Raw genomic sequence first — 23,945 nt, 5'->3', positions numbered from 1 at the left:
ACGGATGCGGACCTATGTGCTCGGTCTCCAGGAGGTCGATCGAACGAAGGCCAAGGTGGTCGGGGGGAAGGGCGCGAACCTGGGGGAGGTCTCCAGGATCGAGGGGATCCGCGTGCCCGCTGGCTTTTGCGTCACGACCGAAGCCTTCCAGCGGATCCTGGGAGAAGCGCCGTCGATCGGCGGGTTGCTCGATCGGTTGTCGTCGCTCGAGGTGGAGGACCGGGGCGGGATCCGGGAGCTCAGCGGCGAGCTGCGCCGGATCATCGAAGGGACGGCCATCCCCGAGGACCTGCGAGAGGCGCTCACCCAGGCTCTCTCCAGGCTCGGCGCGGGCGACGCCTACGCCGTACGGTCCAGCGCGACGGCGGAGGATTTGCCGGGGGCCTCCTTCGCGGGCCAGCAGGATACGTACCTGAACGTCATCGGGACGCAGGCGGTCCTGCAGCACGTCCGCCGGTGCTGGGCATCCCTCTTCACCGAGCGGGCGGTGACCTACCGGATCCAGCACGGCTTCGACCACCGCAAGGTCCACATGGCGGTGGTGGTGCAGAAGATGGTCCTCGCGCAGGCGGCCGGGATCTTGTTCACGGCCGATCCCGTCACGTCGAACCGGAAGGTGTCGTCGATCGAGGCTGGCTTCGGCCTGGGGGAGGCCCTGGTCTCCGGCCTGGCGAGCGCCGATCGCTACAAGGTGCGGGGCGGCCAGATCATCGAGAAGGCGATCGCCAAGAAGACGCTGGCCACGCGCGCCTTGAAGGAGGGCGGCACCGAAGAGCGGGCGATCGAGCCCGAGAGGCAGGGCGGCCAGGTGCTGACGGACGCGCAGATCCTGCGGCTCGAGCGCCTGGGCCGGCAGATCGAAGGGCATTTCGGCCACCCCCAGGACATCGAGTGGTGCCTGGTCGAGGAGGAGCTCCACGTCGTCCAGAGCCGGCCGATCACGACGCTGTATCCCATCCCCCAAGCAGGGGATCGAGGCAACCACGTCTACATCTCCGTCGGCCATCAACAGATGATGACCGACCCCATGAAGCCCCTCGGGCTGTCCTTGTTCCAGCTGTCCGCTACTGGCCATATGTACGCAGCGGGTGGCAGGCTGTTCGTCGATCCCACGAAGCAGCTGGCCTCACCGGCCAGCCGGGACGTCCTCATGAATGTCATAGGGCGCTCCGATCCGCTCATCAAGGACGCCCTCTCGACCCTCCTCGAGCGGGGAGACTTCATCGAGCCCTTGCCCGCCGATCCGACGGCCTCGCGCCCCGGCCAAGGCGATCAAGGCACGTCGCCCTCGCGCTTCGACGCGCAGGTCGAGGACGACCCGGCGATCGTCACGGCGCTGATCGAGCGTGCCCAGGCCGCGCTCGAGGAGCTGAAGCGCGACATCCGGGCCAAGACCGGAACGGCGTTGTTCGACTTCATCCTGGAGGACGTCCAGCGAATGAAGAAGTCCTTGTTCGGTCCACCGAACATGGGCGCGATCATGGCGGCCATGAACGCCTCATGGTGGCTCAACGACAAGATCATGGAGTGGCTCGGCGAGAGGAACGCCGCGGATACGCTCTCCCAGTCCGTGTCGAACAACATCACGTCGGAGATGGGCCTGGAGCTCATGGATGTCGCCGACGTAATCCGCCCTTATCCGGACGTGGTCGCGTATCTGCAGAACGTGAAGCACGATGGCTTCCTGGATGAGCTGGTCGAGCTCGACGGTGGGCGGCAGGCCCGGGACGCCATCCTGGCGTACCTTCAGAAATACGGCATGCGATGTGCCGGGGAAATCGACATCACGAGGGCCCGCTGGAGCGAGAAGCCGACGACCCTGGTCCCCTTGATCCTGAGCAACATCAAGAACTTCGAGCCTCATGCCGGCAAGCGGAGGTTCGAGCAGGGGCGGCAGGAGGCCTTGCAACGAGCGCAAGAGCTGCTCGACCGGTTGAGGCAGCTGCCGGATGGGGAGCAGAAGGCCAGCGAAGCCCAGCGGATGATCGGCCGGCTCCGGAGCTTCCTCGGTTATCGCGAGTATCCGAAGTACGCCATCGTCAATCGCTACTTCGTTTACAAGCAGGCCTTGCTGCGAGAAGCCGAGCGGCTCGTGCAGGCCAACGTGATCCACGACCTCGAAGACATCTACTATCTCACGTTCGACGAGCTCCGCGAGGTCGTGCGCACGCATCGGCTGGACGACCAGATCGTCAGCCAACGGAGAGCCGAACACGAGCTCCACAAGAAGATGACGCCGCCGCGCGTCATGACGTCCGACGGGGAAATCGTGTCAGGTGCGTACAAGCGAGCCGATCTCCCCGCCGGAGCCCTCGTCGGCCTACCGGTCTCCTCCGGCGTCGTCGAGGGGCGAGCCCGCGTCCTCCTGGACATGGCCAATGCGGATCTGGAGGCGGGGGACATCCTGGTCACCGCCTTCACCGACCCGAGCTGGACGCCCGTGTTCGTGTCCATCAAGGGACTGGTGACCGAGGTGGGGGGCATGATGACCCATGGCGCGGTGATCGCCCGGGAATACGGCTTGCCGGCCGTCGTCAGCGTGGAAAATGCGACCAAGTTGATCCGGGATGGGCAACGCATCCGTGTGAATGGAACGGACGGGGTTGTCGAGATCCTGACCTGAGGAAGGTGCGGCCTTCCGCTTGCTGGACGGGACCCCGGCCGGGCCAGCCCGACATGTAGGCGGGCCGCACGTGGTCGGCCAGACGCCCCCCGCCGCACGCCCACCTGGGTCGCGGTCTCCGGGGTCGGACATCCAAACGCGATCCGAAGTCAAGCTCCTCGTTGCGGCCGTCCCGCCCACCGTACAGCCACGATGCACGCGCTGGTGAACATAGAGCCCTCTATGGGATCCAGTCCTCCTGGAAAAACAACACTGTATCTACAAGCGAGCCATGCACCGGACGAGGCCGCCTTCACTCCACGGCCTGCGGAAGCGGCAGCTGCCCACCTGCGAAGCGTTGCCGCCGGCTGCCGGTGAATGTAAGAAGGGGGTGGGGTATTGGTGCGACAGCCGCAACCTGCCTCCGCCGTGTTTCTTGCCGCTGGGCTCTTGCTTGGTTTCGCCGCACACTCGTACAGTCAGGGGCCGTAGTTAACCTTCCGAGTAGCGTGAATACTGCGCCGAATATCTTACCCAGCACCTCGGCCGAGCTCGGGCCCGGGTCCGTGTTGGGTCGTTACGAGCTGCTGCTGCCGATCGCAGCAGGCGGCATGGCCATGGTGTGGGCGGCGCGGCTGAAGGGGACGCGCGGCTTCCAGAAGATCGTCGCCGTAAAGACGATGCTGCCGAAGCTGTCCGAGGACGACCAGTTCGAGCGCATGTTCCTCCTGGAGGCGTCGCTCGCGTCCCAGATCCGCCACCCGCACGCCGTCGAGATCCTCGACCTCGGCGAGCAGGACGGCGTGCTGTTCCTGGCGATGGAGTGGATCGACGGCGTCCCGCTCAGCCAGGTGATGAAGGTCGCGAAGCGGCGGAGCGGCGTGCCGATCCCGATCGCCATGCGCATCGTGGCGCAGGCCTGCGCCGGCCTGCACGCCGCGCACGAGCTCAAGGACAACAGCGGCAAGCTCGTCGGCCTGGTGCACCGCGACATCTCCCCGCAGAACATCCTGGTCACGTACAACGGCATGGCCAAGGTGGTGGACTTCGGCGTGGCCAAGGCCACCGCGTTCAACGACAGCACCACGAAGGCCGGCCAGCTCAAGGGCAAGGTGAGTTACACGGCGCCGGAGCAGGTGCGCGGCGACCCGATCGACCGGCGCGTCGACGTGTTCGCGATGGGCATCGTGCTCTACGCGCTCACCACCGGCAAACACCCGTTCCGCAGGGAATCCGAGGGCGCGACGCTGTTCGCCATCTCGTCGCCGGACCCGGTGGTCGCGCCGCACACGTTCCAGCCCGACTACCCGCCGTTGCTCGAGGCCGTGCTGATGCGCGCGCTCGAAAAAGAGCGCGACCAGCGCTACGCCACGGCCAACGAGCTGCTGCGAGCGCTCGACAGGGCGCTGCCGCCGAACCAGCGAGCCACCGAGGACGACGTCGCCCATTTCATCCGCGAGCTGTTCGAGGAGGAGCACCAGCAAACGCGCGCGGCCCTCGCCGAAGCGCTGGAGCGCGCCGACCGCAATCCGCCGAGCGGCAACCTCGGCATCTCCGACGTGACCGGCACGAGCCACTCGGTGGTGAGCGCCTTCAACCCCGTCGACCCCCGCCGCGCAGCCCCGGGCGCGGCGGGGAGGGGCGCGCTCGACGACGAGCTCCCTCCGTTCGCGCGCTCCAGGAGCCGCGCGCCGCTCGCCGTCGTGATCCTCTGTCTCTTCGCCGCCGGCCTGCTCACCGTGCTGCTGCTCCGGGGCGCCGACGCACCAGCGCCTCTTCCTTCCGTCGCCGCGACCGCCGCCCCGGCGCCGGCGCTCCCCAAGGCGGAGGCGCCCGCGCCTCCCCAGGCGGAGGCGCCCCTTGCGACCGAGGTCGGCGCTCCCCCGGGCGAGCCCTCTGCCTCCGCCTCGGCCAGCGCAGCGCCGGCGCCGCGCCCGGCGTCACCCGCGAGCCCAGCGCCCCGCCGTCGGGACAAGCCCGCCGAGCAGGTCAAGTCGCCGAGCCCGGCGCCGACGTCCGCGCCGCCCAAGTCGTGGAAGCACGATCCGGGGTTCTGACGCTCAGAACGCGCCTGAGAGACTCGCGCCTATCTCGGATGCGCCCGCGACGGGCGCGAGCTCGAGCGAGGTCTTCACGGGCTCTTTGGGCTTCTTCTGGAGGAGCAAGATCGCGGTCGCCGTGCCGACCGCGGCGACGCCGACGCCGAGCGCCACCTGCGCGCCGTAGTGATAGAACTTGAGGTCGTCGTAGCGCGACGCCATGGAGCGCGGGCACGACTTGCCGCCCGGACCACAGGCGTCTTCGAGATCCGTGAGCGCCCCCTGGCGAAGCAAGAACAGCACCCCGGAGCCGACCAGGCTCGCGGCGCCGACGCCCCCGACGACGACCGGCACCACCTTGGACGGCGGCTTCTCCTGCAAGGCGCCCGCCCGGATCAGCAACTCTTGCGGCAACGCTTCGAGCGTCACCTCGACGCGCGTCACCCCTCCCTCTTTCAGCTCCACCGTCTTTTGAAACGGCTTGTGATTGGGCGCCTTGGCGGTGAGCGCGTGAGGCCCGGGATCGAGCGGCACCTCGACGCCGATCGACGCACCGCCGAGGGCGACGCCGTCGAGCGCCATGGCCGCGGAGGCCGCCCCCTTGCCGCGCGCGATGACGAGCTTCGGGATCCGGGCGCGCAGCCGGCCGATCGACTGCTCGACCTCGCCCCGAAAATCGGGCCCCACGGCGTCGGCCTCGGCGAGCGCCAGCTCGTAGCCGCCGAGCGCGGCCACGAGCCGCCCCAGATTCTCCTCGCACACGGCGATGTGGAAGCGAACCTGCGGCGTCATCCGCACCTGGCCGACCTCGCGGAACTGCTGCAGGGCCGCGGCCCAGTTGCCCGCCTGCTCGAGCTCGGTCGCCTGCTGAAACTGCGCGCGAGCTCGCTTGAGCGCGTCGTCGTCCTGGGCGAGCGCCGGCGCCTCGAGCAGCAGCAGCACCGCTGCGACGCGGAACATTCGTGGAAAATTCCTCACCGCTGCGACGCGGAACATTCGTAGAAAATTCCTCACCGCTGCGACGCGGAACATTCGTAGAAGATTCCTCATGCGAGGCTTACCATAGTCGCTTGCCGTCTCCGCTCCTGTCAACGTGGCGGCGCGGCCTTCGCGGCGCGACGCCGCGCCGCGTCGTCGTCGGAGGTGCGAGCGTGCCGGCAGAGCTCGGCGTCGTTCCTGGCGCTGTTCCCGGCGCTGCTCCCGGCGCTGTCTCGATTTGTGGCCGCGAAATCCGCCAGAGGATGATACTTTTGCCGTTGGATGTCGACCCCGAGCTTTCTGCGTTGCTTCGCGCTGCTCCGCGCGTTCTCGGCCGCCGCTCTGACGGCGGGGATCTCCGCCGCCTCGTGCAGCGTGCCGGACTTCGAGTTCCCGTCGGAGTACGACCCCGGCCCGCCGGCGCACTGTACCGATGACACGCAGTCCGACGGCGAAACGGGCCTGAACTGCGGCGGCGAGTGCGATCCGTGCCCGCTCGGCGCCGGCTGCGCCGCGAGCCGCGACTGCGCCGAGGGCGAGTGCATCGACGGCGTCTGCCAGGAAGCGGGTTGCATGAACCACGCCCGCGACGGCTCGGAGTCGGACATCGATTGCGGCGGCAGCTGCGACAAGAAGTGCGCGACCGGCCAAGACTGCAACCGGGCCAGCGACTGCGAGAGCCGCGTGTGCCAGGAGGGCCTGTGCGTCGCGCCGACCTGCACCGATGGCGTGCACAACGGCACCGAGAGCGACGTGGACTGCGGCGCCGACTGCGGGGGCTGCGAGGACCGAAAGAATTGCCGCTCGAGCAGGGACTGCCTCAGCAACGATTGCATCGACGGCGTGTGCGGCCCCACCTGCCCGGATGGCTACGCCAACTGCGATCGCCAGGTCGAGGGTGAGTGCGAGGTGAACCTGCGCGGCGACGTGGACAACTGCGGTGCCTGCGGCCAGAAGTGCGCGCTGCCGCGCGCGACGGCCGAGTGCCAGGGCGGCGCCTGCAAGGTCAAGGCGTGCGAAGCGCCTTACGCCGACTGCGACGGCGACCCCGAGAACGGCTGCGAGGTGAACACCGCGACCGACTCGAGCCATTGCGGCGGGTGCGACGAGCTGTGCCCGGCCGTGAACGGCGACGCGTATTGCGAGGCGTCGGAGTGCAAGGTCGAGTGTGACGAGGGCTTCACCGACTGCAACGGCCTGATCGGCGACGGCTGCGAGAGGGCGACCACCCGCGACGTGTTGAACTGCGGCGGGTGCGGCGTCGAGTGCGAGCCCAAGGCGGGCGGCAGGCCCTGGTGCCGCAATGGCGAGTGCGGAGAGACGATTTGCCCGGCCGGCAGGGGCGACTGCAACGGCGACCCCGACGACAGCTGCGAGGTGAACCTGGCCGCCGATCCGGAGAACTGCGGCACGTGCGGCAGCCTGTGCACGGTCGCCAACGGCACCGGCAAGTGCACGGCCACCGGCTGCGCCATCGGCACCTGCGCGCCGGGCTTCGCCGACTGCGACGGCAGCTACGAGAACGGCTGCGAGACAAACACGGCGACGAGCCTCAGCCACTGCGGCGGCTGCGGCGAGGTCTGCACCATCGCCGGCGGCGCCCCCAAGTGCGAGGGTGGCGAGTGCAAGGTGAGGACCTGCAACAGCGGGATGGGCGACTGCGACGGCGACCCGGACAACGGCTGCGAGACGAACGTCAACGTCAACCAGACCCACTGCGGCGCGTGCGCGGCCGCCGGCGGCGTCGACTGCAACACCATCTACGCGAACGCCACCGCGACCTGCCAGAACGGCGCCTGCTCCTTCGTCAGCTGCAAGGCGGACTACGCCAACTGCAACAGCTCGCTGACCGACGGCTGCGAGGCCAACATCAGGACCGATGAGGCGCACTGCGGCGGCTGCGGCACCCAGTGCAACACCATCCACACCACCAGCAACCTGTGCATCGACGGCACCTGCAACCCGGTGTGCACGAGCGCGCAGTACGACGACTGCGGGGTACCGAGGAACGGCTGCAACATCGACCTGTGGAGCGACGCGAGCAACTGCCTCGGCTGCAACCTCGTGTGCGAGAGCGGGGCCAGCGCCCACGTCACCAGCAACCAGTGCAGCCGGTCGGGCTGCAACCCGGTGTGCAGCGGCCTGTGGCGCAACTGCGACGGCGACGGCATGAACGGCTGCGAGAAGGACGTCTCCAGCGACATCAACGCCTGCGGCGCTTGCAACACCCGGTGCCTCCAGGCGAACGCGAGCACCACCGCCTGCAGGAGCGGCACCTGCGTGCCCACCTGCAACCCGGGCTGGAAGGCGTGCGGCGACCCGAGCGACGGCTGCACCACCCAGCTCGGCACCTCCAGCAACTGCGGCGACTGCGGCCACGTGTGCTCGGGAGCGAGGCCCATCTGCTCGAACGGCAGCTGCGTCGTCACGCCGGACATCGTCGTCGTCAACTCGGGCACCGGCAGCGTGAGCGCCAGCGGGTCGACGACGCCCATCATCACCGTGAACCACGCGCTGCAGTCGCCGTCGGGCAACGATCGCATGGTCCTGGTCGGGGTCGTCGCCTCCGAGAACGCGCTCGTGCCGGTGAGCGTCACCTACGACGGCACGCCGATGACGCTCTTCAACGGGGTGACAACCGAGAACAACGCCACGGCGCGCATCTACTACCTCCTGGACAGCCAGCTGCCGGCCACTACCGGCACCAGGCCCGTGGTGGTGCAGATGGCGAACTCGGCCAGCTGGGGCATGTACTTCGCCAACGTGGTGGAGCTGAAGGGCGTGCATCAGTCGAACCCGTTCGCGAGCGCCACCTCGACTGGCCTACTCAACAACGCGATGGACTGCAACGGCACGGCCCGAGGGGTCACCACCAACTTCAGCGCGACCAACTCGTTCGTGTACACGGTGATGGCGGCGCGCAACGCCAACGCCAGCCCCGCCATCAGCCCCACCTCGGCCACCTCGACGATGAACCTGCGCCTGACCTCGCCGGCGACCATGGTCGCGCTGGCCGGCTACCTCGTGGCCAGCTCCAACACCACCATCTCCTGGAATGTGAGCAACTGCTGGAGCACCGCCGGCGTCGGCGTCGCGGTGCGGCGCGCCGGCGGCGGCTGAACCGAGGCAACGCGGCCGTCGTCGTGAGGGGACAGCTCCGGCGCCGGGGGCGGCGGCGCGGCGCCGCGGCGGCGGCCGCGCCGGGCCGCGGGTGGGTCCGGGCTCACGCGGAGCCCTCGCCGCCGGAGGCGCCGGTCCGACCTGAACGACGCTTGGCCTTCTGCCCGCGAGCGCTCGTGACGCTCTCGATCAGCGCGCGGAGCTTTGGCTGCTCCTGGGTGCGCGCCGGAAAATACAGGTAGAAGCCAGGTCCCTTCGTGATGAACGCCTCGAGCACGCGCTCCAGCCGTCCCTCGGCGAGGTCGCGCTCGATGGCCTGGTCGGGGACGTACGCGAGGCCCGACCCCGCGCACGCGAGCGCGACCATGAGCGCGATGTCGTCGACGACGATGCCGCCGGGGACATCGACCGTGATCGCCTTGCCCCGACGTTCGAGCTCCCAGCGATAGACGGTGCCGCTCGCGATGAGGCGCTGGCGGATGGCGCGGTGGTGGACGAGGTCCTCCGGCGCGCGCGGCCGCCCCGCCTTGGCGAGGTAGGCCGGCGCGCCGACGATCGACCACGACGAGTCGCTCGTGATCGGAACCCGCACCATGTCCTTCTCGACCGCGTCGCCGAGCCGGATGCCCGCGTCGAAGCCGGCTGCCACGAGGTCGACGAAGGCGTCGTCGAGCGAAACCTCGATGGCCAGCTCCGGGTACGCCTCCCGCATCTGCGCCACGAGCGGAGCGACGAGCCATGCGCCGCTCATGCGCGGCGCGGTGATGCGGAGGTTCCCGGAGGGACGGCCGCGGTAGTCGCCGAGCGCGGCGAGCGCGCCCTCGACGTCGGCGATCGCGGGCTGGAGGCGCTGAAAGAGGCTCGCGCCCGGCTCCGTGAGCGCGACGCGCCTCGTGGTCCGCTGAAACAGCACCACGCCGTACCGTCGCTCGAGGAGCTTGATCTTCTGGCTCACGGCGGTGGGGGTGACGCCGAGCGCGGCGGCTGCGGCGGTGAAGCTCTTGCAGCGGCCCACGGCGAGGAACGTCGTGAGCCCGTCGAGCGCGTCGATCATGCCCGATTATGAACCGTATGTTCATAGATCTTCAATCGTTCTGCATATTTTCTTCAAGATCGGGATGCTGCATGTTCACTCCTGCGAGGGGGGCGCACCCCCGGACCAGAAGAGGAGATCCCCATGGAAACGAGCGAGAACGAGCGTGTGTGGTTCATCACGGGAGCATCGCGCGGAATCGGCGCGGAGATCGCGAACGCGGCGCTCGCCGCCGGCGATCGGGTGGTCGCCACCGCGCGCGATCCGAGGAGCATCACGGACCGCTTCGGGCGGCATGAGGCGCTCCTCCCCGTTGCGCTCGACGTGACGGACGAGGCGTCCATCGCCGCCGCGGTCGAGGCCGCCGTCGCTCGGTTCGGCCGGATCGATGTGCTGGTGAACAACGCCGGCTACGGCGTCGTCGGCGCGATCGAGGAGACCGAGGGCGACGAGGTGCGGCGCGTCTACGAGACGAACGTGTTCGGCCTGCTCGCGGTGACGCGCGCCGTGCTTCCGCAGCTCCGGAAGCAGCGCGCCGGCAGGATCATGAACCTCTCGTCGGTGGGCGGCTATCGGTCGGGGCCTGGGTTCGGCATCTACTGCTCGACGAAGTTCGCCGTCGAGGGGATCTCGGAGGCGCTGCACGCGGAGCTCGCGCCGCTCGGCATCGCGGTGACGGTCATCGAGCCGGGCTACTTCCGAACGGAGTTCCTGGAGGCGAAGTCGGCCGTGGCGACGGGAAAGGTCATCGACGATTATGCGGAGACCGCGGGCAAGGTCCGGAGCTACGCGAAGGAGGTCAGCCTCCAGCAGCCTGGCGACCCGGTGCGGCTCGCCCGCGTCGTCGTCGAGCTCTCCCGCGCGGAGAACCCGCCGCTCCGTCTTCCGCTCGGCACCGACGCCATCGCCGCGATCGAGGCGAAGAACGCGTTCGTGGCGCAGGAGCTCGCCGCGTGGCGCGCGGTCTCGGCGTCGACCGACTTTCCGACGTGAAGCTCGCGCCCGGGCGGCGCAGGCCGTTCGCAGGGTCGCGGGCCGCCGGCTCGCCCGGTCGCTGGCTGGCGCGGCGTGAGGCCTCCGATGTGACGCACTTCCACCTCGGGCAAGTCTTCACTTCCACATCGAGCAAACGTCCGAGCTCCGCCTGCCGCATGCTTCGACGACCCGTTCCAGGGTAAGGAGCTTTGCCATGAAGGAAGGTGCGAGAATCTCGACCATCCCGACGCGTGACGACGGCAGGCCCACGCGCCGCGACGTGCTGGCGGCCGGCCTCGGCGGCCTCGGGCTAACGGCGCTCGGTGTCGCCGGGCTTGCATCGAAGCAGCTCGTCCCGCAGCCCCTCGTCTATGACCTGTCGGCGCCGGCGCCGCCCGTCGCCGCGCTCGCGCCCACGCCCGCGTGCGCCGACCAGCCCGCGACGGACCGCGCGGAGGAGGGGCCCTTCTACGCCCCGAACACGCCGCTCAAGAGGGACTTCCGGCGCCCAGCCCATCACGGCCGCGAGCTCGTGCTGCGGGGTCGCGTGCTCGACGTGCGCTGCCGCCCGATCCCCGGGGCCGTGATCGACCTCTGGCAAACCGACGAGGATGCGCTGTACGACAACGTCGACTATGGATACCGTGGCCACCAGTTCACCGGCCCAGGCGGCGAGTTCGACGTGAGCACGGTCTTCCCGAAGGGGTACGCGATCCTCGGCATGGTCCGGTCCCCTCATATCCACGTCAAGGCGCAGGGGGCGAAGACGAAGCTCCTGACGACGCAGATCTTCTTTCCGGAGGACGCGGAGGGCCATGCGCGCGACCCCCTGTTCAATCCGAGGCTCGTGGTCGACCTCCGACAGACCGCCTCGGGGCCCCCGGTCGCGACCTTCGACTTCGTCCTGGAGGACGCATGACGCCCGCGCGAGCACCGGCCTGGATCCGCGTCGTGATCGGCGCGCTCGGCGCGGCGAGCTTCGCGCTCGGTCTCGCGTGCTTCGTGATGCCGGCGCGGCTCTTCGGGCCCGACGCCTATCGAACGCTGGCGCGCGTCCCGATCGGGCTCCTCGGCGCGATGGCGATCGGCGTCGCGCTCGGGGCGGCGCGGGCCATGCGCCACGCGACCGTGGACGCCGTACGGACCGTGGCGGTGACGATGTTCGGCGCGGCCGTCCTCGTGCCGCCGGTCGTCACGTTCAACATCGGCGCCTTTGGCAACCTCACGTCGGCGGCTCGCGCCTTCATGATAGCCGCGCTCGTCGTCGCCTTCGTCAGCGTCCCGCTGCTCTTGAGCCTTCGCGTCCTGAAGAGGATGTACCGCGCCAGAGACCCGCGCGCGAGCCGCCCTTAGCGCCAGGGCTCGTCCTCGCCGAGCTTCGCCGCGGCGCCGGCGAGCGAGGAGCGTTTGCGCCACTGGCTGGGCGTCATGCCGAAGCGACGGGCGAACGCGCGCGAGAAGTGGCTCTGGCTGGAAAAACCACTTTCGACCGCGACCGCGAGGAGCTTCGTGTCCGGGCTGCCGAGCTTCAGCGCCTGCGCGGCGCGCTGCAGTCGCCGCTCTCGGATCCAGGCCTCGACGCTCGAGCCGCTCGCGGCGAACAGCCCATCGAGGTACCGTCGGCTGACGCCTTGCGCGGAGGCCACCCGCTCGGCCGTCAGGTCCGGATCCCCGAGCTCACGCTCGATGAGCGCGATGGCGCGCTCGACCCGGACATGGACGCGCGCGGTCCTTCGCGCGTCCTGCGCCGCGGACGACATCCTCGCCGAGGCGTCGAGCGCCGCCAGACCCGCCTCCTGCTGCGCGCCGTCGATGTGGGGCGCCGAGGACCAGAGGTTCAACAGGAGATCGTGCAGCAGCCGATCGACGGCGTTGTCCTTCGTCATGACGCGGAGCGGCGCACGCGCGAACATGCCGCCTCCGAAGGTGCGCGATGGAACGCGCGCGAAGAGCCACCGTTGCGCGTGGCTGCTGCCGGTCGCCGTGCGCACCGTTGGTTTCGAGTCGTCGAGGATCACCATCGAGCCCGGTGTGAGCTCGCAGGCGCCCGCCGGCTGCTCGATGACGCAGCCTCCCTCGAGCTGAAGCAGGACAGCGTGCCCTCCGCCGCTCTCGGAGCGCGGCGCGTGCACCGACCGCAGCGGTCCACCGTCGATCATCATCATCTCGCCTGCGCCGAGCGGGCGTGACGACACCGCCGCGCGGGGCGACCGCCCTGGCGTCGCGGCGTAAAGGCCCCGGCGGAGCAGCTCGCACGGCGAGGGTTCCTCGCGGCCCATGCGGGTAGCGAAGCAAAGTGAGCCCGGTCTGTCAATCCGGGCGGACGGCGCCAGGAGCCCACCCAGGGATCCGGAGAGAGAGCTCGACGCAAAGGCGCAAAGGCGCCGCTGGACAGCTCCTGGGCCTTGCGACGTAGAGCCGATCCGTGAGATTTTTCGTGAGGGGAAGATCACAAAAGGCGACGAGCTAGACAGAGCTGATCAGGGCCCGCGCGGACTCCCGCATAGCGTGTCATCGTGGCCTCGCCTCGGGTCCACGCCCGCACGAGCGCGATCGCTCTGCGCGGCCGGTCATGCGGGCTCTCTGACCCGCGGCGCTAGTCGGCGGTCGTCTTCCGCCGCTGAAACTGCGCGAACAGCGCGGCGCGGACCTCGTCGTGCAGCGGCTCTCCCGGGATCCCCCGGAGCGCGTCGATCGTCAGATCCATCTGCCGCAGGTAGGTCCGGCACCGATCGCACCACGCGAGGTGCCGCGCGCAGCCCTCTTCCTGCTCCGAGGACAGCTTCCCCTCTCTCCGGTCGGTGATCATCTCCGTCAGCTGACAGCACGTGACGACCATGCGCGCTCACCCCCTCGTCAGGTATCGCTCCAGCGCGGCCCGGAGCTTCGATCTGCCGCGGTGCAAAAGGACCCGCTGGTTCGCCTCGCTGATGCCCAGGATCTCGCAGACCTCGTCGGAGGGACACCCCTCCACGTCGCGCAGCAGGACCACCGCGCGCTGGCCAGGCACCAGCGCCTCGATCTCCCGCTGGAGCACGACGCCGATCTCCTTGCGCAGCAAGAGCCCCTCCGGGCTCTGCTCCGTCCAGGGGACAGGCGGGCTCACCCAGTCGCCCGTGCTGTCGAATCGGGCCGGGTCGACCGCGGGCTCGCCGCCGTGCTCCCCGTCCTCCAGCCAGGAGACGGGGACCGTGCGCTTCTCCCGCGCGCCCCACGTCCTGGCGCGGTTCGTGAGGATCCGGAACACCCAGGTCTTCAGCGCGGAGCGCCCCTCGAAGCGGACGAGCCCGTCGAAGACCGCCGCCCAGGTCTCCTGGACGACCTCCTGCGCGCACGCGGGGCCGGCGATGGTCCGGGCGAGCCGGAGCATGGGCGTGTGGAGCTGGGTCACGAGCTGCTCGAAGGCCTGCTCGTCGCCCGCGAGGAGCCGGCGGACGAGCGCGAGGTCGTCCGCCGGCGCCGCGGAGCAGGCCGCGCCGTCCGCCGCGGAGAGCGGGCCTACCTCGGCCGATGCGCGCCGCGCCGGCGCGGCCGCAGTGCCGTCGGCGCCGGCGCCGGCGTCGGCCAAAGCGTCGTGGGACACGCGGAGCACGGTACCACGCCGCCGAGCCCCCCATCAATCGACGCAGATCCCTGGCGGCTCGCCCCGGAGAGGACGGCGGCCGCCGCCCGGGTCACAGCGAGGTCAGCGCGTCCGCGACCTCCTTCGGCTTCGTCAGGAAGGGGGCGTGGCCCGCGTCGATCGAGATCACCTTCTCGCAGGGCAAGGCCGTGTACTGCTGTCTCTGCTCCGCAGGGCTGATGGCGAGATCCTGGAGCGCCTCGATGTAGACCCGCGGGACCCTCCCCCACCGCTCCTCGGTGACGTGGATGGGCTCGTCGAACGGCTTGGCGGGCTCCTCGCGCAGGTGGCTCTCGAGCGCCTCGATGTCCTCCGGAGAGCAATCCTGGCAGAAGGCTTCCTCGGCCCACCCCTCCTTGAAGCTCAGCGAGGTGCCGTCGCTCGACGGGACCGCGTACGCCTTGATCTCCGCCCCCGCGTCGTCGGCCCACTCCTGGTTCAGCGACTGGCCGTCCTTCATCAGGAACGCGGTCAGGTAGACCAGCGTCTTCACCTTGTCGGGCCGCTGCTCGGCCGCCTGGCTCACCACGATGCCGCCCATGCTGTGGCCCACGAGGATCACGGGGCGCGAGGCGCTGTCGATGGCCTCCACCACGGCGTCGGTATAGGCCTGCAGGTCGGCGTTCGCGAGGGGCGTCCGGTCCTCGCCGTGCCCGGGGAGATCGAGGGCGATCACCTCGTTGCCGCCGGCCTCGAGGAGCGGCACCACCTTGTCCCACGCCCAGCCGCCCACGAAGGCGCCGTGGACCAGGACATACGTGTTCTTGTCCGACCCCTGGGGGCCGCCGGCTCCGGTCGCGCCGTCGCCGTCCCCGCCGCCGCAGGCGGGGAGCGCGGACGACATGAGCGCAGCGGCCGAGATCATGGTCCCAAACCGCAGGACCTTGCGAAGCAAACCGTTCATGGATGTCTCCTCATCGTCGCCTGGCTCTCCTCGAGCGCGACGTCATCAGGTGTCTCGACGTGCGATGAATGCGCGCGCCCCTGCGCCCGGGCCTGTCCCCGGCGCCACGGCGGCTCATCCCGCTACAAGCACAGTCTCGGAGGGGGCCCGAACGTTACAGCCCGATCGAGGAATCGTACGGAGGGGTGCCGGGCGGCGCGCTGTTCGTGTCCGTGAATGCCGGCCGACGCAGCCAGCCTTCACGATCGTGCGTCGAGATCCTGCACGGGTGTGTGCGACCCGACGCAGGTTGATCCCGCCGGCGACCGCCTCGTCTCTCCGGCGCGGCGGCGGCGGGCGCGGCGGCGCCGGGCACGGGAGGCGGCGGGCGGGGCGGCGCGCCCGGCGGCCCCTGGTGGCGCCGCGCGTTCTGGGCTAGACGCGCCGCGATGCCTTGGCGAACGGTCGAGCCCCGAGGAACCCGCGCGCCCGCGCGCCGCAGCCCGCTCGAACGCGAAGAGGACCGCGAGCCGTCGGATCGGCAGGCCCGAGGAGGGCGCCGTGGCTAGCGAAGACGATCTCGTCGCGCGCGACCGCCGCTGCGTGATGCACCCCTACGCCGCGCCCGTCTCGAGCGCGCCGCTCTTCGCCGTCGAGCGCGCGGAGGGCGTCCGCCTCACCCTCACCGACGGCCGCGAGCTCGTCGACGGCATGTCCTCCTGGTGGGCCGCCATCCACGGCTACGGGCACCCGGCGCTGACGGCGGCCATCAGCGCCCAGCTCGGGCGGATGAGCCACGTCATGTTCGGGGGCCTCACCCACGCGCCCGCGGTCGAGCTGTGCGAGGCGCTCGTGGCGCTCACGCCCGAGCCGCTGACGCGCGTCTTCCTCGCCGACTCCGGCTCCGTGTCGGTCGAGGTGGCCATCAAGCTCGCCTTGCAGTTCTTCATCGCGCGGGGGCGGCCGGAGAAGCGCCGCCTGGTCAGCGTGCTCGGCGGCTACCACGGCGACACGTTCGGCGCGATGGCGGTCACCGACCCCGTGAACGGCATGCACCACCTCTTTCGCGGCGCGCTCGCCCAGCACCTGTTCGCCGCGGCGCCCGGCCCGGCCTTCGGCGCGCCCTGGTCGCCGGAAGCGCTGGGCAGCATGGCCGCCCTGCTCGAGCGGCACGCGCACGAGGTGGCGGCCGTCATCCTCGAGCCCGTCGTGCAGGGCGCCGGCGGGATGCGCTTCTACCACCCGGGCTACCTGCGCGAGCTGCGCGCCCTGTGCGACCGCCACGACGTGCTGCTCGTCCTCGACGAGATCGCGACCGGCTTCGGCCGCAGCGGGGAGATGTTCGGCTGCCACCACGCGGGCATCGCGCCGGACATCATGTGCCTGGGAAAGGCCCTCACCGGCGGCACCATGACCCTGGCCGCCACGCTCTTCACGGAGCGGGTGGCCGAGACCATCGCCGGGAGCGAGCCGCGCGTGTTCATGCACGGTCCGACGTTCATGGGCAATCCGCTCGCGTGCAGCGCCGCGCTGGCCAGCGTCCGGCTGCTGCTCGATTCGCCCTGGCGCGCGCGGGTCGCGGCCATCGAGGCGCAGCTCCAGCGCGAGCTCGCCCCCTGCCGCGCCCTCGACGCGGTGGCCGACGTGCGCGTGCTCGGCGCCATCGGCGTGGTCGAGCTCAAGCGGCCCGTCGACATGGCGCGCGTACAGCCGGCGTTCGTGGAGCGCGGCGTCTGGTTACGGCCGTTCGGGAAGCTGGTCTATACCATGCCGCCTTACGTCATCGAGCCGAGAGACCTGTCGCGCATCAGCGAGGCGATCGTGGGCGTGCTGTCCGGGATCTGAGGCGCGGCGCGCTCCGCCGCACCCCGCCGTGCTAACGTGCGCGCCCCGGTCATCGCTCCGGTGCACACGGATGACGCACGACCACGAGAGGGTACGACCATGACCAAGGGCGCGTGTCTATGCGGAACGGTCCGCTTCGAGATCGACGGTCCGTTCCAGACCATGCTGAACTGTCATTGCTCGATGTGCCGCAAGTTCCACGGCTCGGCGTTCGCCACGGCCGCGGTCGCGCCGCTGCCGGGCTTTCGCTGGCTCGCCGGCGAGCACACCGTCCGCGCGTCGAGCGCGAGCCCTCATCGCTCCTTCTGCGGCACCTGCGGCGCGGCCGCGCCGCTGCTCGCCCCGGACAGGCAGCTCGCCCTGGTCCATGCCGGCAACCTCGAGGGCGATCCCGGCATCGAGCCGCAGTTTCACCAGTTCGTCGGCTCCAAGGCGCCCTGGTACACGATCACGGACTCCCTGCCTCAGTTCGAGCAGTGGCCGCCCCAGATCCAGGCGCCGGTCGTCGAGCGCCCCGCGGCAGCGTCCAGAGAGGGAGTCACTCAGGGCAGCTGCCTGTGCGGCGACGTGGCCTTCGAGTTCGAGGGCGCGCCCCTGCGCATGATGTACTGCCACTGCACGCGCTGCCGCCGCGGGCGCAGCGCCGCGCACGCGGCCAACGTGTTCGTGGCCCTGGACAGGTTCCGCTGGGTCCGCGGCGACGCGCGGGTCGCGAGCTACAAGGTGCCCGAGGCGCGGTTCTTCAGCGTGGCCTTCTGCGTGGGCTGCGGCGGCGCGGCGCCGCGCCTGTCGCCCGAGCGCGGCTTCGCCGTGGTGCCCGCGGGCGCGCTCGACACCGACCCCGGCATCCGGCCGGCAGCCCACATCTTCGCCGGCTCCAAGGCGAGCTGGTTCCGGATCACGGGCGACGTGCCGCAGTTCGCTGAGCTGCCGCCCCAGGCCTGACAAAGGCACCACGGCGCAAAGGCGCAAAACGACCGCGGGCGATGAACGAGGATGCGATGGTCAGGGGGCCGGGCGCCGCCCGGCCCGGAGGGCGTCCCGCTGAGCGAGCAACCATGCGCGCCCCTCTTCCTCCGTGGCAAAGAACTGCTGCGGGTAGGGCCGTCCCGTGATCATCTGGATGCCTTTCGCGAGGAGCGCCACGATGACGCGCACGGAGAAGCTCGCCCCGACGAGCGCTATCGCGTCGAGGCGCGCGCTCCGCACTTCTTCCGTGAGCGCCTTGCGCGCCGGCGGCGGGACGGGGCCCATGTGACGCGCGTCGACGAGCACCAGGACGTCGCCGCCGCTCTCCGCCACGCGCCTGAGCGCGCCGATGATCGCGCGCGCTCGGTCTTCCGTGAGCTCGCCCTGGACCGCCACGCGCAGGATGCCGTCGGGCTCTTCATGAACTCCGGGGCTCGCGTCCTTCAAACCGAGATCGCTCATGCCGAGCATGCTAGCGCCGATGCGGCGCGTTGTGCGCCGATGCTGGCGTCAAGCGACCGGGCCCCGCCTGGCCCGTAGCGCGTCTCGCTGGGCGAGCAGCCACGCGCGCGCCTCGCCCTCGGTGTCGAAGAACTGCTGCGGATAGAGCTGTCCTGTGAGGATGTGCACGCCCTTCGCGAGGAGCGTCACGACGACGCGCAGGGGGAAGCTCGCTCCTACGATGGCGACGGCATCGATGCGCGCGGTGCGCATCTCTTCTGCCGATATCCGGCGCGCCGACGCCGGGATGGATCCCGTGTGACGCACGTCGGCGAGCACCAGGACGTCGCGGCCGTCGTGCGCCGCCCGCCGCAGCACGCCGATCACAGCGCGCGCCCGGTCGTCCGTGAGGTCACCGTGGACCGCCACGCGCAGGATGCCGTCGGGCTCGTCACGAACATCGAGGCACGCGTCCTTGAGGCCGAGATCGCTCACACCGAGCATGCTAGCGCCTCGTGCTGCGCGATGACATGCGTCTCGTAGGGTCAAACCGCCGACGCCGCGAGCGAGCGCGCCGCTCGAAGTGGGCGGCCGGCCGCGGTCAGGCGAGCGCGGCGGTCACCCGGCCCTACACCAGCGCCGGCGTAGGGTCAGCGCGAGCAGCGCAGCCCCGGAGCACGACGGCGTTGGCGCCTCGACTGGAAACCGCGCGGCCGGCGGTCGGGCAACCTCGTCGCGACGGTGGCCCCGGCGTCCCGGGAGCATGCGACAATCCGCGCACCTTGAGCCGCGATCCGGTGGACGTTATCGTCGTGACGGTCATCCAACCCGAGCTCCGCGCGGCCGTCGCGGCGCTCGGCCTTCGCGAAGGGGACTACGAGACCGACGGCGCTGGCACGATCTACTACCGGGGCGCCGTGCACTCCGCGCAGTCGGGGCAAGAGCTCCAGGTCGCCGTCACCTGCATCGGGAGCGCCGGCAATCCGCACGCCGCCGCCGCGGTGCGGGACGCCATGGCCTGGGGCCGTCCGCGCGCCGTGGTGCTCGCGGGGATCGCGGCGGGCATGCGCGGGCAGGTCCGGCTCGGCGATGTCGTGCTCGCCGAGCGCGTCGTCTCCTACGAGCCCGCTGCCGTCGTCGCAGCATCCGCCGGTTCGCGTGTGGAGGCCAGGCCGGAGAGCGAGAAGCTGCCACACGCCATGAACCAGTATGTGGTGGGCTACCGTCCGGACTCCGAACGCCTGTCCCGGCTCCTCGGTCGTATCGACGGGAGTTTACCCCAGCCTCCGACCGGCGCGGACAGCGAGCTGGCTCCGACGATCGAGATCCAGAGAGGCACCATCGCCAGCGGAGAGAAGCTCCTGCGCGATGAAGCTGGGATGCGAGCGCTCCGCGAGCTCCACGGGAAGATCATCGCGGTTGACATGGAATCCGCCGGGTTCGTCGCGGCGAGTCGCCGTGACGCTATCCTCTGGCTGGTCATCCGGGGGATATCGGACTTCGGCGACGCTCACAAGGACGACCGCCTCCACGGCGTCGCGGCAGGCAGAGCGGCGGCGGTGCTCGCCGACTTTCTCGCGTTCGGGCTGGATCTTGCCCCGCGATCGCCGGCTCGCCAGCGCCGGCAGCTCTCTCCTCGTTACCCCGACGACCGCACCCGCGTTCTGGGCGAGCAGCTCCAGAAGGCCCTCGACCGCCGGAAAGCGCTCGCGGAGGTAGGCGCCAGGACGGCCGAGGTCGATCAGGAGATCGTGCAGATCAAGCGGCAGCTGCGGGAGGGAGGGCAGCTTCGTGCAGGAGATGTGCTCGGAGACGGGCGCTACCTGCTCCTCGAGCTCGTCGGCCGCGGCGGCTTCGCGTCGGTGTGGAAGGCGCAGGATCGCGCGCAGCGAGAGGCCGTCGCGCTCAAGGTCCTCCACCCCGATCTGGCGGGTGACGTGGTCCGGCGCGACCGGTTCCTCCGCGGCGCGCGGATCATGGCCCAGCTGGATCACCCCGCCGTGGCCCGCGTGCTCGAGCCCGGCGCCGAAGACGGGGGCTTTTACTACTTCGTCATGGAGCTCGCCCAGGGCGGCGATCTCCGGCGCGCAGTGCTCGAGGGCAGGCTCCCGAAGGAACATGCGCTGCCGCTGCTGATCCAGATCGCAGAGGCGCTGGCGCACGCGCACACGATGGGGGTTGTCCATCGCGACGTGAAGCCTGCCAACATCCTGCTGGATGAGAGCCTCCAGCCCAAGCTGACCGACTTCGATCTGGTGAACGTGGGGGATACGACGGGAGGTACGCGGACCGGCGCCCTCGGCACGGTCCTCTATGCAGCGCCCGAGTGCCTGACGCATCCTCAGCAAGCGGACGCGCGGGCCGACGTGTACGGGCTCGGCATGACCGCCGTGTTCTGCCTGCACGGCGCGGAGCTCCCGGTGGAGGTGATCCGCGGCCCTGACGAGATCATCGACGCCCTCGACTGCGATGAGCCCTTGAGGCGCCTGCTCAGGCAGGCCACGTCCTGGAAGAGGGAGAAGCGCCCCGCCGACGCCGGAGCGTTCTGCGAGGCCTCGCGGGAGGCCCTCCGCAGCACGGTCACCGGCGGAGATGCCGTGGCGAAGCTCGGAACGGACGTCCTCTCCTGGGTGACCGACGGACGGAACGATGAGACGGTCTGGCTGACGCAGGACGGCGACCGCGTGCGGGTCGTGGCGCGCGCCCCGGCGTTGATCCTCGCGGCCGGAGAGCAGGTATGGATCGCTCGGAGGAGGAAGCGAGCCATCCGCCTCCTCGACACCAGCGCTCTCACCGCCGTGATGGATCGGCTCAGGGAGAACGACACCTCCCGGGACGGCCTGCCCATCGTGGAGCGCGAGATCGACGACGTGGTGCTGATCAACGCGGCGTCCGGGAATACCCTGTCGCTCAGCGCGCCGACCGTGGACGAGTGCGCCGAAGAGGGCTCGGAGGCGTTCGAGTTCGAGCAGTCGATCCAGCTCCTTGCATCGGTCGGGCCGTACCTCTTCGTCCGCACGGGGGTCCACGTGAACTGGGGCGGCGCGCACCCGATGTATGAGGCAACGTTCCGGGTGATCGATCTACGCTCGGGGGCGGACACGGAGCTGTTGACCGACACGGAGCGCGTGCAGCTGAGTCGTGAAGAAGGCCAGCACGCCATGGCCCTGCTACGCCAGCGTTACGAAGACTTTCTCGGCGAGGGTGAGGCGCCGGAGCTGACGCTCTTTCTACTTTCCTACGGGCATGACGGCGCCCTGTCCGCGGAGTATCAGTTCACGGCGCCGACCGCGTATGTCGCATCGGATCATCGCTGGAGCGCCTACACATGCTCCGAGCTCGTCCACAGCCCGAAGATCCCTGCGTCTCTCGGAGAATACGAGAGAGCTCCGCAGCTGCTCGAGCGACACTGGGCGAAGACGCCGCGCTTCGACAATCGCGTGAGGTGGACGGCGGCGCATGGCTCCCCGCGTACGCGCGCGCTGTTGAGGCGACTCTTCCACGAGGAGGGCACCTCCTGACCTCGCGCGTTGCGCGGCGAGGGGCGCGACACCCATCACGGCGGCTCGCTCTACCGCGTTCCCTGCCCCGTCGCTCGCGGCGATCGCAGCACGGCGCTCCGCCCCTCGGACCGCGCCGGCCGACGCCGGTTCAGTCCATCACTTCGCGCCCGTGAGCCGCAGCACCTCGGCCCGTTCGGCGTCGGTCGGCTCGCGCTGGCAGTCCTTGCCGGCGCTCTGCAAGGCGTCGAGCTGGCGGACGAGATCGCCGGGATCGACGCTCAGGCAGCCCTCCTCGAACTGCGAGCACTCGGCGACCGAGAGCGCGGTCCCCGCGACGTAGCGGCAATCGGGATCCCCGGGCGGGTATCTCAGGAACGTGGAGGCCTGGGTGAGCAGACATGCGGGGTCCGACGGCGTGCTCGCCTCCTTGCAGCGCGCGGCGGCGATGCGCGCCATCCGTTCCAGATCGGCCGCCGGGTACATCTGGACCCGAGGGCGCGTAGGCGGCGCGCTCGCGGCGCCGGCGATCCGCGGGCCCGCCGCCGGCCGCGGCGTCTCGGAGCACGCGCACGCAAAGCCGACGCACGCGCCGACGAGGGCGAGAAAGGATCCCCCAGGCCTCATGGTTGCGACAAGTACCACGCCAGCTTCATCGCCCGCAACCAACGCAACCGACGCAACCGACGCAACCAAGCGCGCCTGCCCCGGCTCTCCCCGCGCCTCCACTCACCTCCATCGAGCCAGCCCCGGCGCGCAGGTCCCCGCTGGCCGTACCTCGACGGCCCGCCAGGCCGGGCCGCGCCGCCGCGCCGGCCCCCGAGCGGCGGCTCGCGCTCTCCCATTACCTGGCAGATAATCGACCCCCGCCCGCGGCGTGGTTCAACTCCTCCTCACAACGCGCGACGAGGAAGGAGACCCGCAATGACTGAACAGCGCATCGACACGCCGGCCACCCCCGTGGACCCCGGATCCGGTCCGGCGGCGAGCCCCGGAGAGCCGCAGGGGGCGCGGAGCAGGCCGCGGCACGCCGCCGGCCCGTTCATCGAGGCGCGGGACGGCGCGCGGCTGTTCCACCGCGACTGGGGCGCGGGCAAGCCCGTGCTGTTCCTCTCCGGATGGGCGCTGAGCAGCGAGATGTGGGGCTACCAGATGGTCGACCTCGTCGATCGCGGCCTGCGCTGCGTCGCCTACGACCGGCGCGGGCACGGCCGCTCCAGCGATCCGGGGCGGGGCTACGATTACGACACGCTCGCCGACGACCTCGCCGCGGTGCTGGAGCAGCTCGATCTGCGGGACGTCACGCTGGTGGGCCATTCGATGAGCGGCGGCGAGATCGCGCGCTACCTCTCGCGCCACGGCGACGGCCGGATCGCCCGCGCCGTGTTCCTGGCGCCGACCACGCCGATGCTCCTCAGGGCGGCGGACAACCCGGACGGGCTCGACCGGCGCCTCGTCGAGCAGGCGCGCGCGGCGATGCGCGCCGACTACCCGAGATGGCTGGCGGACAACGCGCCGCCGTTCTTCGTGCCCGACACGTCGCAGGCCATGAGGGAGTGGGTGCAGCACCTCATGCTCCAGTGCTCGATGAAGGCGCTCCTCGACTGCAACCGCGCGTCGGTCGAGGCCGACTTCCGCGACGAGCTGCGCCGGATCGCGGTGCCGACCCTCGTCATCCACGGCGACCGCGACGCGTCGGCGCCGCTCGCGCTCACCGGCGAGAAGACGGCGGCGCTCATCCCGGGCAGCCGCCTGCTCGTGATCGAGGGCGCGCCGCACGGGCTGTTCGTCACCCACCGCGAGCGCGTGAGCCGCGCTCTGCTCGCCTTCGCGCGCGGCTGAGCGGCCGCCCACTCGGGGATACGGCCCCTCAGGGGAGCGCAGTCGCGCGGCTCGATCGGCCAACCGCGCTCACAGACCGGCTCGCCGTCCGGGTCG

The 23,945-nt window shown here is 70.5% G+C and carries 19 protein-coding genes; 10 read left to right on the top strand and 9 right to left on the bottom strand.

The features are described from left to right. Positions 1 to 4: 4 nt before the first annotated feature. Positions 5 to 2,623, top strand: a complete 2,619-nt coding sequence (rph, locus tag WMF20_RS04670) for a rifamycin-inactivating phosphotransferase (RefSeq protein WP_437617079.1) — start codon at positions 5 to 7, stop codon at positions 2,621 to 2,623. A 545-nt stretch (positions 2,624 to 3,168) separates the two neighbouring features. Further along, the gene (locus WMF20_RS04665; RefSeq protein ID WP_437611045.1) at positions 3,169 to 4,659 is read left to right on the top strand and encodes a serine/threonine-protein kinase; all 1,491 of its coding nucleotides are present in this window, start codon (positions 3,169 to 3,171) and stop codon (positions 4,657 to 4,659) included. Between the two features lie 3 nt (positions 4,660 to 4,662). Here the strand turns inward: WMF20_RS04665 and WMF20_RS04660 are convergent, their stop codons facing one another. Next, on the bottom strand, positions 4,663 to 5,601 hold the full coding sequence (locus WMF20_RS04660) for a PEGA domain-containing protein (RefSeq protein WP_437611043.1): 939 nt from the start codon (positions 5,599 to 5,601) through the stop codon (positions 4,663 to 4,665). 300 nt (positions 5,602 to 5,901) lie between these two features. Between WMF20_RS04660 and WMF20_RS04655 the strand changes: the two genes are divergently transcribed. Beyond that, a complete protein-coding gene (locus WMF20_RS04655) occupies positions 5,902 to 8,739 on the top strand; it encodes a hypothetical protein (protein WP_437611041.1) in 2,838 nt (945 codons plus the stop codon). A gap of 103 nt (positions 8,740 to 8,842) precedes the next feature. Here the strand turns inward: WMF20_RS04655 and WMF20_RS04650 are convergent, their stop codons facing one another. Further along, positions 8,843 to 9,793 (bottom strand): LysR family transcriptional regulator, encoded by a 951-nt coding sequence (locus WMF20_RS04650; protein WP_437611039.1) that lies wholly within the window; start codon positions 9,791 to 9,793, stop codon positions 8,843 to 8,845. 123 nt (positions 9,794 to 9,916) lie between these two features. On the opposite strand from WMF20_RS04650, the gene WMF20_RS04645 reads away from it, so the two are divergent. The 3 genes from WMF20_RS04645 to WMF20_RS04635 all read left to right on the top strand — a co-directional run bounded on the left by WMF20_RS04645 (position 9,917) and on the right by WMF20_RS04635 (position 12,100). Then, a complete protein-coding gene (locus tag WMF20_RS04645) occupies positions 9,917 to 10,765 on the top strand; it encodes an oxidoreductase (RefSeq protein ID WP_437611037.1) in 849 nt (282 codons plus the stop codon). A 196-nt stretch (positions 10,766 to 10,961) separates the two neighbouring features. Continuing rightward, entirely contained in the window at positions 10,962 to 11,666 is a 705-nt protein-coding gene (locus WMF20_RS04640) for a hypothetical protein (protein ID WP_437611035.1), read from the top strand. Next, positions 11,663 to 12,100 (top strand): hypothetical protein, encoded by a 438-nt coding sequence (locus WMF20_RS04635; protein ID WP_437611033.1) that lies wholly within the window; start codon positions 11,663 to 11,665, stop codon positions 12,098 to 12,100. Before WMF20_RS04640 ends, WMF20_RS04635 begins: the two co-directional genes overlap by 4 nt. Here WMF20_RS04635 and WMF20_RS04630 read toward each other — a convergent pair. From WMF20_RS04630 to WMF20_RS04615, 4 genes are all read right to left on the bottom strand, one after another. Next, the gene (locus WMF20_RS04630; protein ID WP_437611031.1) at positions 12,097 to 13,026 is read right to left on the bottom strand and encodes a helix-turn-helix domain-containing protein; all 930 of its coding nucleotides are present in this window, start codon (positions 13,024 to 13,026) and stop codon (positions 12,097 to 12,099) included. The two genes, WMF20_RS04635 and WMF20_RS04630, sit on opposite strands and share 4 nt — an antisense overlap. Positions 13,027 to 13,343: 317 nt before the next feature. Continuing rightward, positions 13,344 to 13,586, bottom strand: a complete 243-nt coding sequence (locus WMF20_RS04625; protein WP_437611029.1) for an anti-sigma factor family protein — start codon at positions 13,584 to 13,586, stop codon at positions 13,344 to 13,346. 6 nt (positions 13,587 to 13,592) lie between these two features. After that, positions 13,593 to 14,330 carry an RNA polymerase sigma factor gene (locus WMF20_RS04620; RefSeq protein ID WP_437611027.1) on the bottom strand — a complete coding sequence of 246 codons (738 nt, stop codon included), beginning with the start codon at positions 14,328 to 14,330 and terminating at the stop codon, positions 13,593 to 13,595. A gap of 91 nt (positions 14,331 to 14,421) precedes the next feature. Next, positions 14,422 to 15,273 carry an alpha/beta fold hydrolase gene (locus WMF20_RS04615; RefSeq protein ID WP_437611025.1) on the bottom strand — a complete coding sequence of 284 codons (852 nt, stop codon included), beginning with the start codon at positions 15,271 to 15,273 and terminating at the stop codon, positions 14,422 to 14,424. A 540-nt stretch (positions 15,274 to 15,813) separates the two neighbouring features. Here WMF20_RS04615 and bioA point away from each other — a divergent pair. Beyond that, positions 15,814 to 17,097: an adenosylmethionine--8-amino-7-oxononanoate transaminase gene (gene bioA / locus WMF20_RS04610; RefSeq protein ID WP_437611023.1), complete on the top strand. Its 1,284-nt coding sequence runs from the start codon at positions 15,814 to 15,816 to the stop codon at positions 17,095 to 17,097. Positions 17,098 to 17,196: 99 nt separating this feature from the next. Beyond that, complete coding sequence (locus WMF20_RS04605; RefSeq protein ID WP_437611020.1) at positions 17,197 to 18,042, top strand: GFA family protein; 846 nt, start codon at positions 17,197 to 17,199, stop codon at positions 18,040 to 18,042. A 60-nt stretch (positions 18,043 to 18,102) separates the two neighbouring features. Here the strand turns inward: WMF20_RS04605 and WMF20_RS04600 are convergent, their stop codons facing one another. Together WMF20_RS04600 and WMF20_RS04595 are read right to left on the bottom strand one after the other, a co-directional pair. After that, positions 18,103 to 18,528, bottom strand: coding sequence for an STAS/SEC14 domain-containing protein (locus WMF20_RS04600; RefSeq protein ID WP_437611018.1), 426 nt, complete (start codon positions 18,526 to 18,528; stop codon positions 18,103 to 18,105). 48 nt (positions 18,529 to 18,576) lie between these two features. Then, positions 18,577 to 19,011 (bottom strand): STAS/SEC14 domain-containing protein, encoded by a 435-nt coding sequence (locus WMF20_RS04595; RefSeq protein ID WP_437611016.1) that lies wholly within the window; start codon positions 19,009 to 19,011, stop codon positions 18,577 to 18,579. A gap of 278 nt (positions 19,012 to 19,289) precedes the next feature. Between WMF20_RS04595 and WMF20_RS04590 the strand changes: the two genes are divergently transcribed. Next, positions 19,290 to 22,028, top strand: coding sequence for a protein kinase domain-containing protein (locus WMF20_RS04590; protein WP_437611014.1), 2,739 nt, complete (start codon positions 19,290 to 19,292; stop codon positions 22,026 to 22,028). 138 nt (positions 22,029 to 22,166) lie between these two features. Here WMF20_RS04590 and WMF20_RS04585 read toward each other — a convergent pair whose 3' ends face one another. After that, complete coding sequence (locus WMF20_RS04585) at positions 22,167 to 22,466, bottom strand: hypothetical protein (protein WP_437611012.1); 300 nt, start codon at positions 22,464 to 22,466, stop codon at positions 22,167 to 22,169. A gap of 465 nt (positions 22,467 to 22,931) precedes the next feature. Between WMF20_RS04585 and WMF20_RS04580 the strand changes: the two genes are divergently transcribed. After that, a complete protein-coding gene (locus WMF20_RS04580; protein WP_437611010.1) occupies positions 22,932 to 23,849 on the top strand; it encodes an alpha/beta fold hydrolase in 918 nt (305 codons plus the stop codon). The last annotated feature ends 96 nt before the right edge of the window (positions 23,850 to 23,945 follow it).

Source organism: Sorangium sp. So ce834 (assembly GCF_051521425.1).
Classification (GTDB): domain Bacteria; phylum Myxococcota_A; class Polyangia; order Polyangiales; family Polyangiaceae; genus Sorangium; species Sorangium cellulosum_D.
Note: the sequence above shows the minus strand (reverse complement) of the source record. Positions and strands in the feature narration are given on the sequence as shown.

Bases quoted from the DNA above. Each gene is read 5' to 3' on its own strand.
- WMF20_RS04625 (WP_437611029.1), bottom strand. From the start codon at position 13,586: ATGGTCGTCACGTGCTGTCAGCTGACGGAGATGATCACCGACCGGAGA.
- WMF20_RS04650 (WP_437611039.1), bottom strand. From the start codon at position 9,793: ATGATCGACGCGCTCGACGGGCTCACGACGTTCCTCGCCGTGGGCCGC.
- WMF20_RS04605 (WP_437611020.1), top strand. From the start codon at position 17,197: ATGACCAAGGGCGCGTGTCTATGCGGAACGGTCCGCTTCGAGATCGAC.
- WMF20_RS04600 (WP_437611018.1), bottom strand. From the start codon at position 18,528: ATGAGCGATCTCGGTTTGAAGGACGCGAGCCCCGGAGTTCATGAAGAG.
- WMF20_RS04615 (WP_437611025.1), bottom strand. From the start codon at position 15,273: ATGAACGGTTTGCTTCGCAAGGTCCTGCGGTTTGGGACCATGATCTCG.
- WMF20_RS04595 (WP_437611016.1), bottom strand. From the start codon at position 19,011: ATGCTCGGTGTGAGCGATCTCGGCCTCAAGGACGCGTGCCTCGATGTT.
- WMF20_RS04635 (WP_437611033.1), top strand. From the start codon at position 11,663: ATGACGCCCGCGCGAGCACCGGCCTGGATCCGCGTCGTGATCGGCGCG.
- WMF20_RS04645 (WP_437611037.1), top strand. From the start codon at position 9,917: ATGGAAACGAGCGAGAACGAGCGTGTGTGGTTCATCACGGGAGCATCG.
- WMF20_RS04660 (WP_437611043.1), bottom strand. From the start codon at position 5,601: ATGTTCCGCGTCGCAGCGGTGCTGCTGCTGCTCGAGGCGCCGGCGCTC.
- WMF20_RS04640 (WP_437611035.1), top strand. From the start codon at position 10,962: ATGAAGGAAGGTGCGAGAATCTCGACCATCCCGACGCGTGACGACGGC.
- rph (WP_437617079.1), top strand. From the start codon at position 5: ATGCGGACCTATGTGCTCGGTCTCCAGGAGGTCGATCGAACGAAGGCC.
- WMF20_RS04580 (WP_437611010.1), top strand. From the start codon at position 22,932: ATGACTGAACAGCGCATCGACACGCCGGCCACCCCCGTGGACCCCGGA.
- WMF20_RS04655 (WP_437611041.1), top strand. From the start codon at position 5,902: ATGTCGACCCCGAGCTTTCTGCGTTGCTTCGCGCTGCTCCGCGCGTTC.
- WMF20_RS04585 (WP_437611012.1), bottom strand. From the start codon at position 22,466: ATGGCGCGCATCGCCGCCGCGCGCTGCAAGGAGGCGAGCACGCCGTCG.
- WMF20_RS04630 (WP_437611031.1), bottom strand. From the start codon at position 13,026: ATGGGCCGCGAGGAACCCTCGCCGTGCGAGCTGCTCCGCCGGGGCCTT.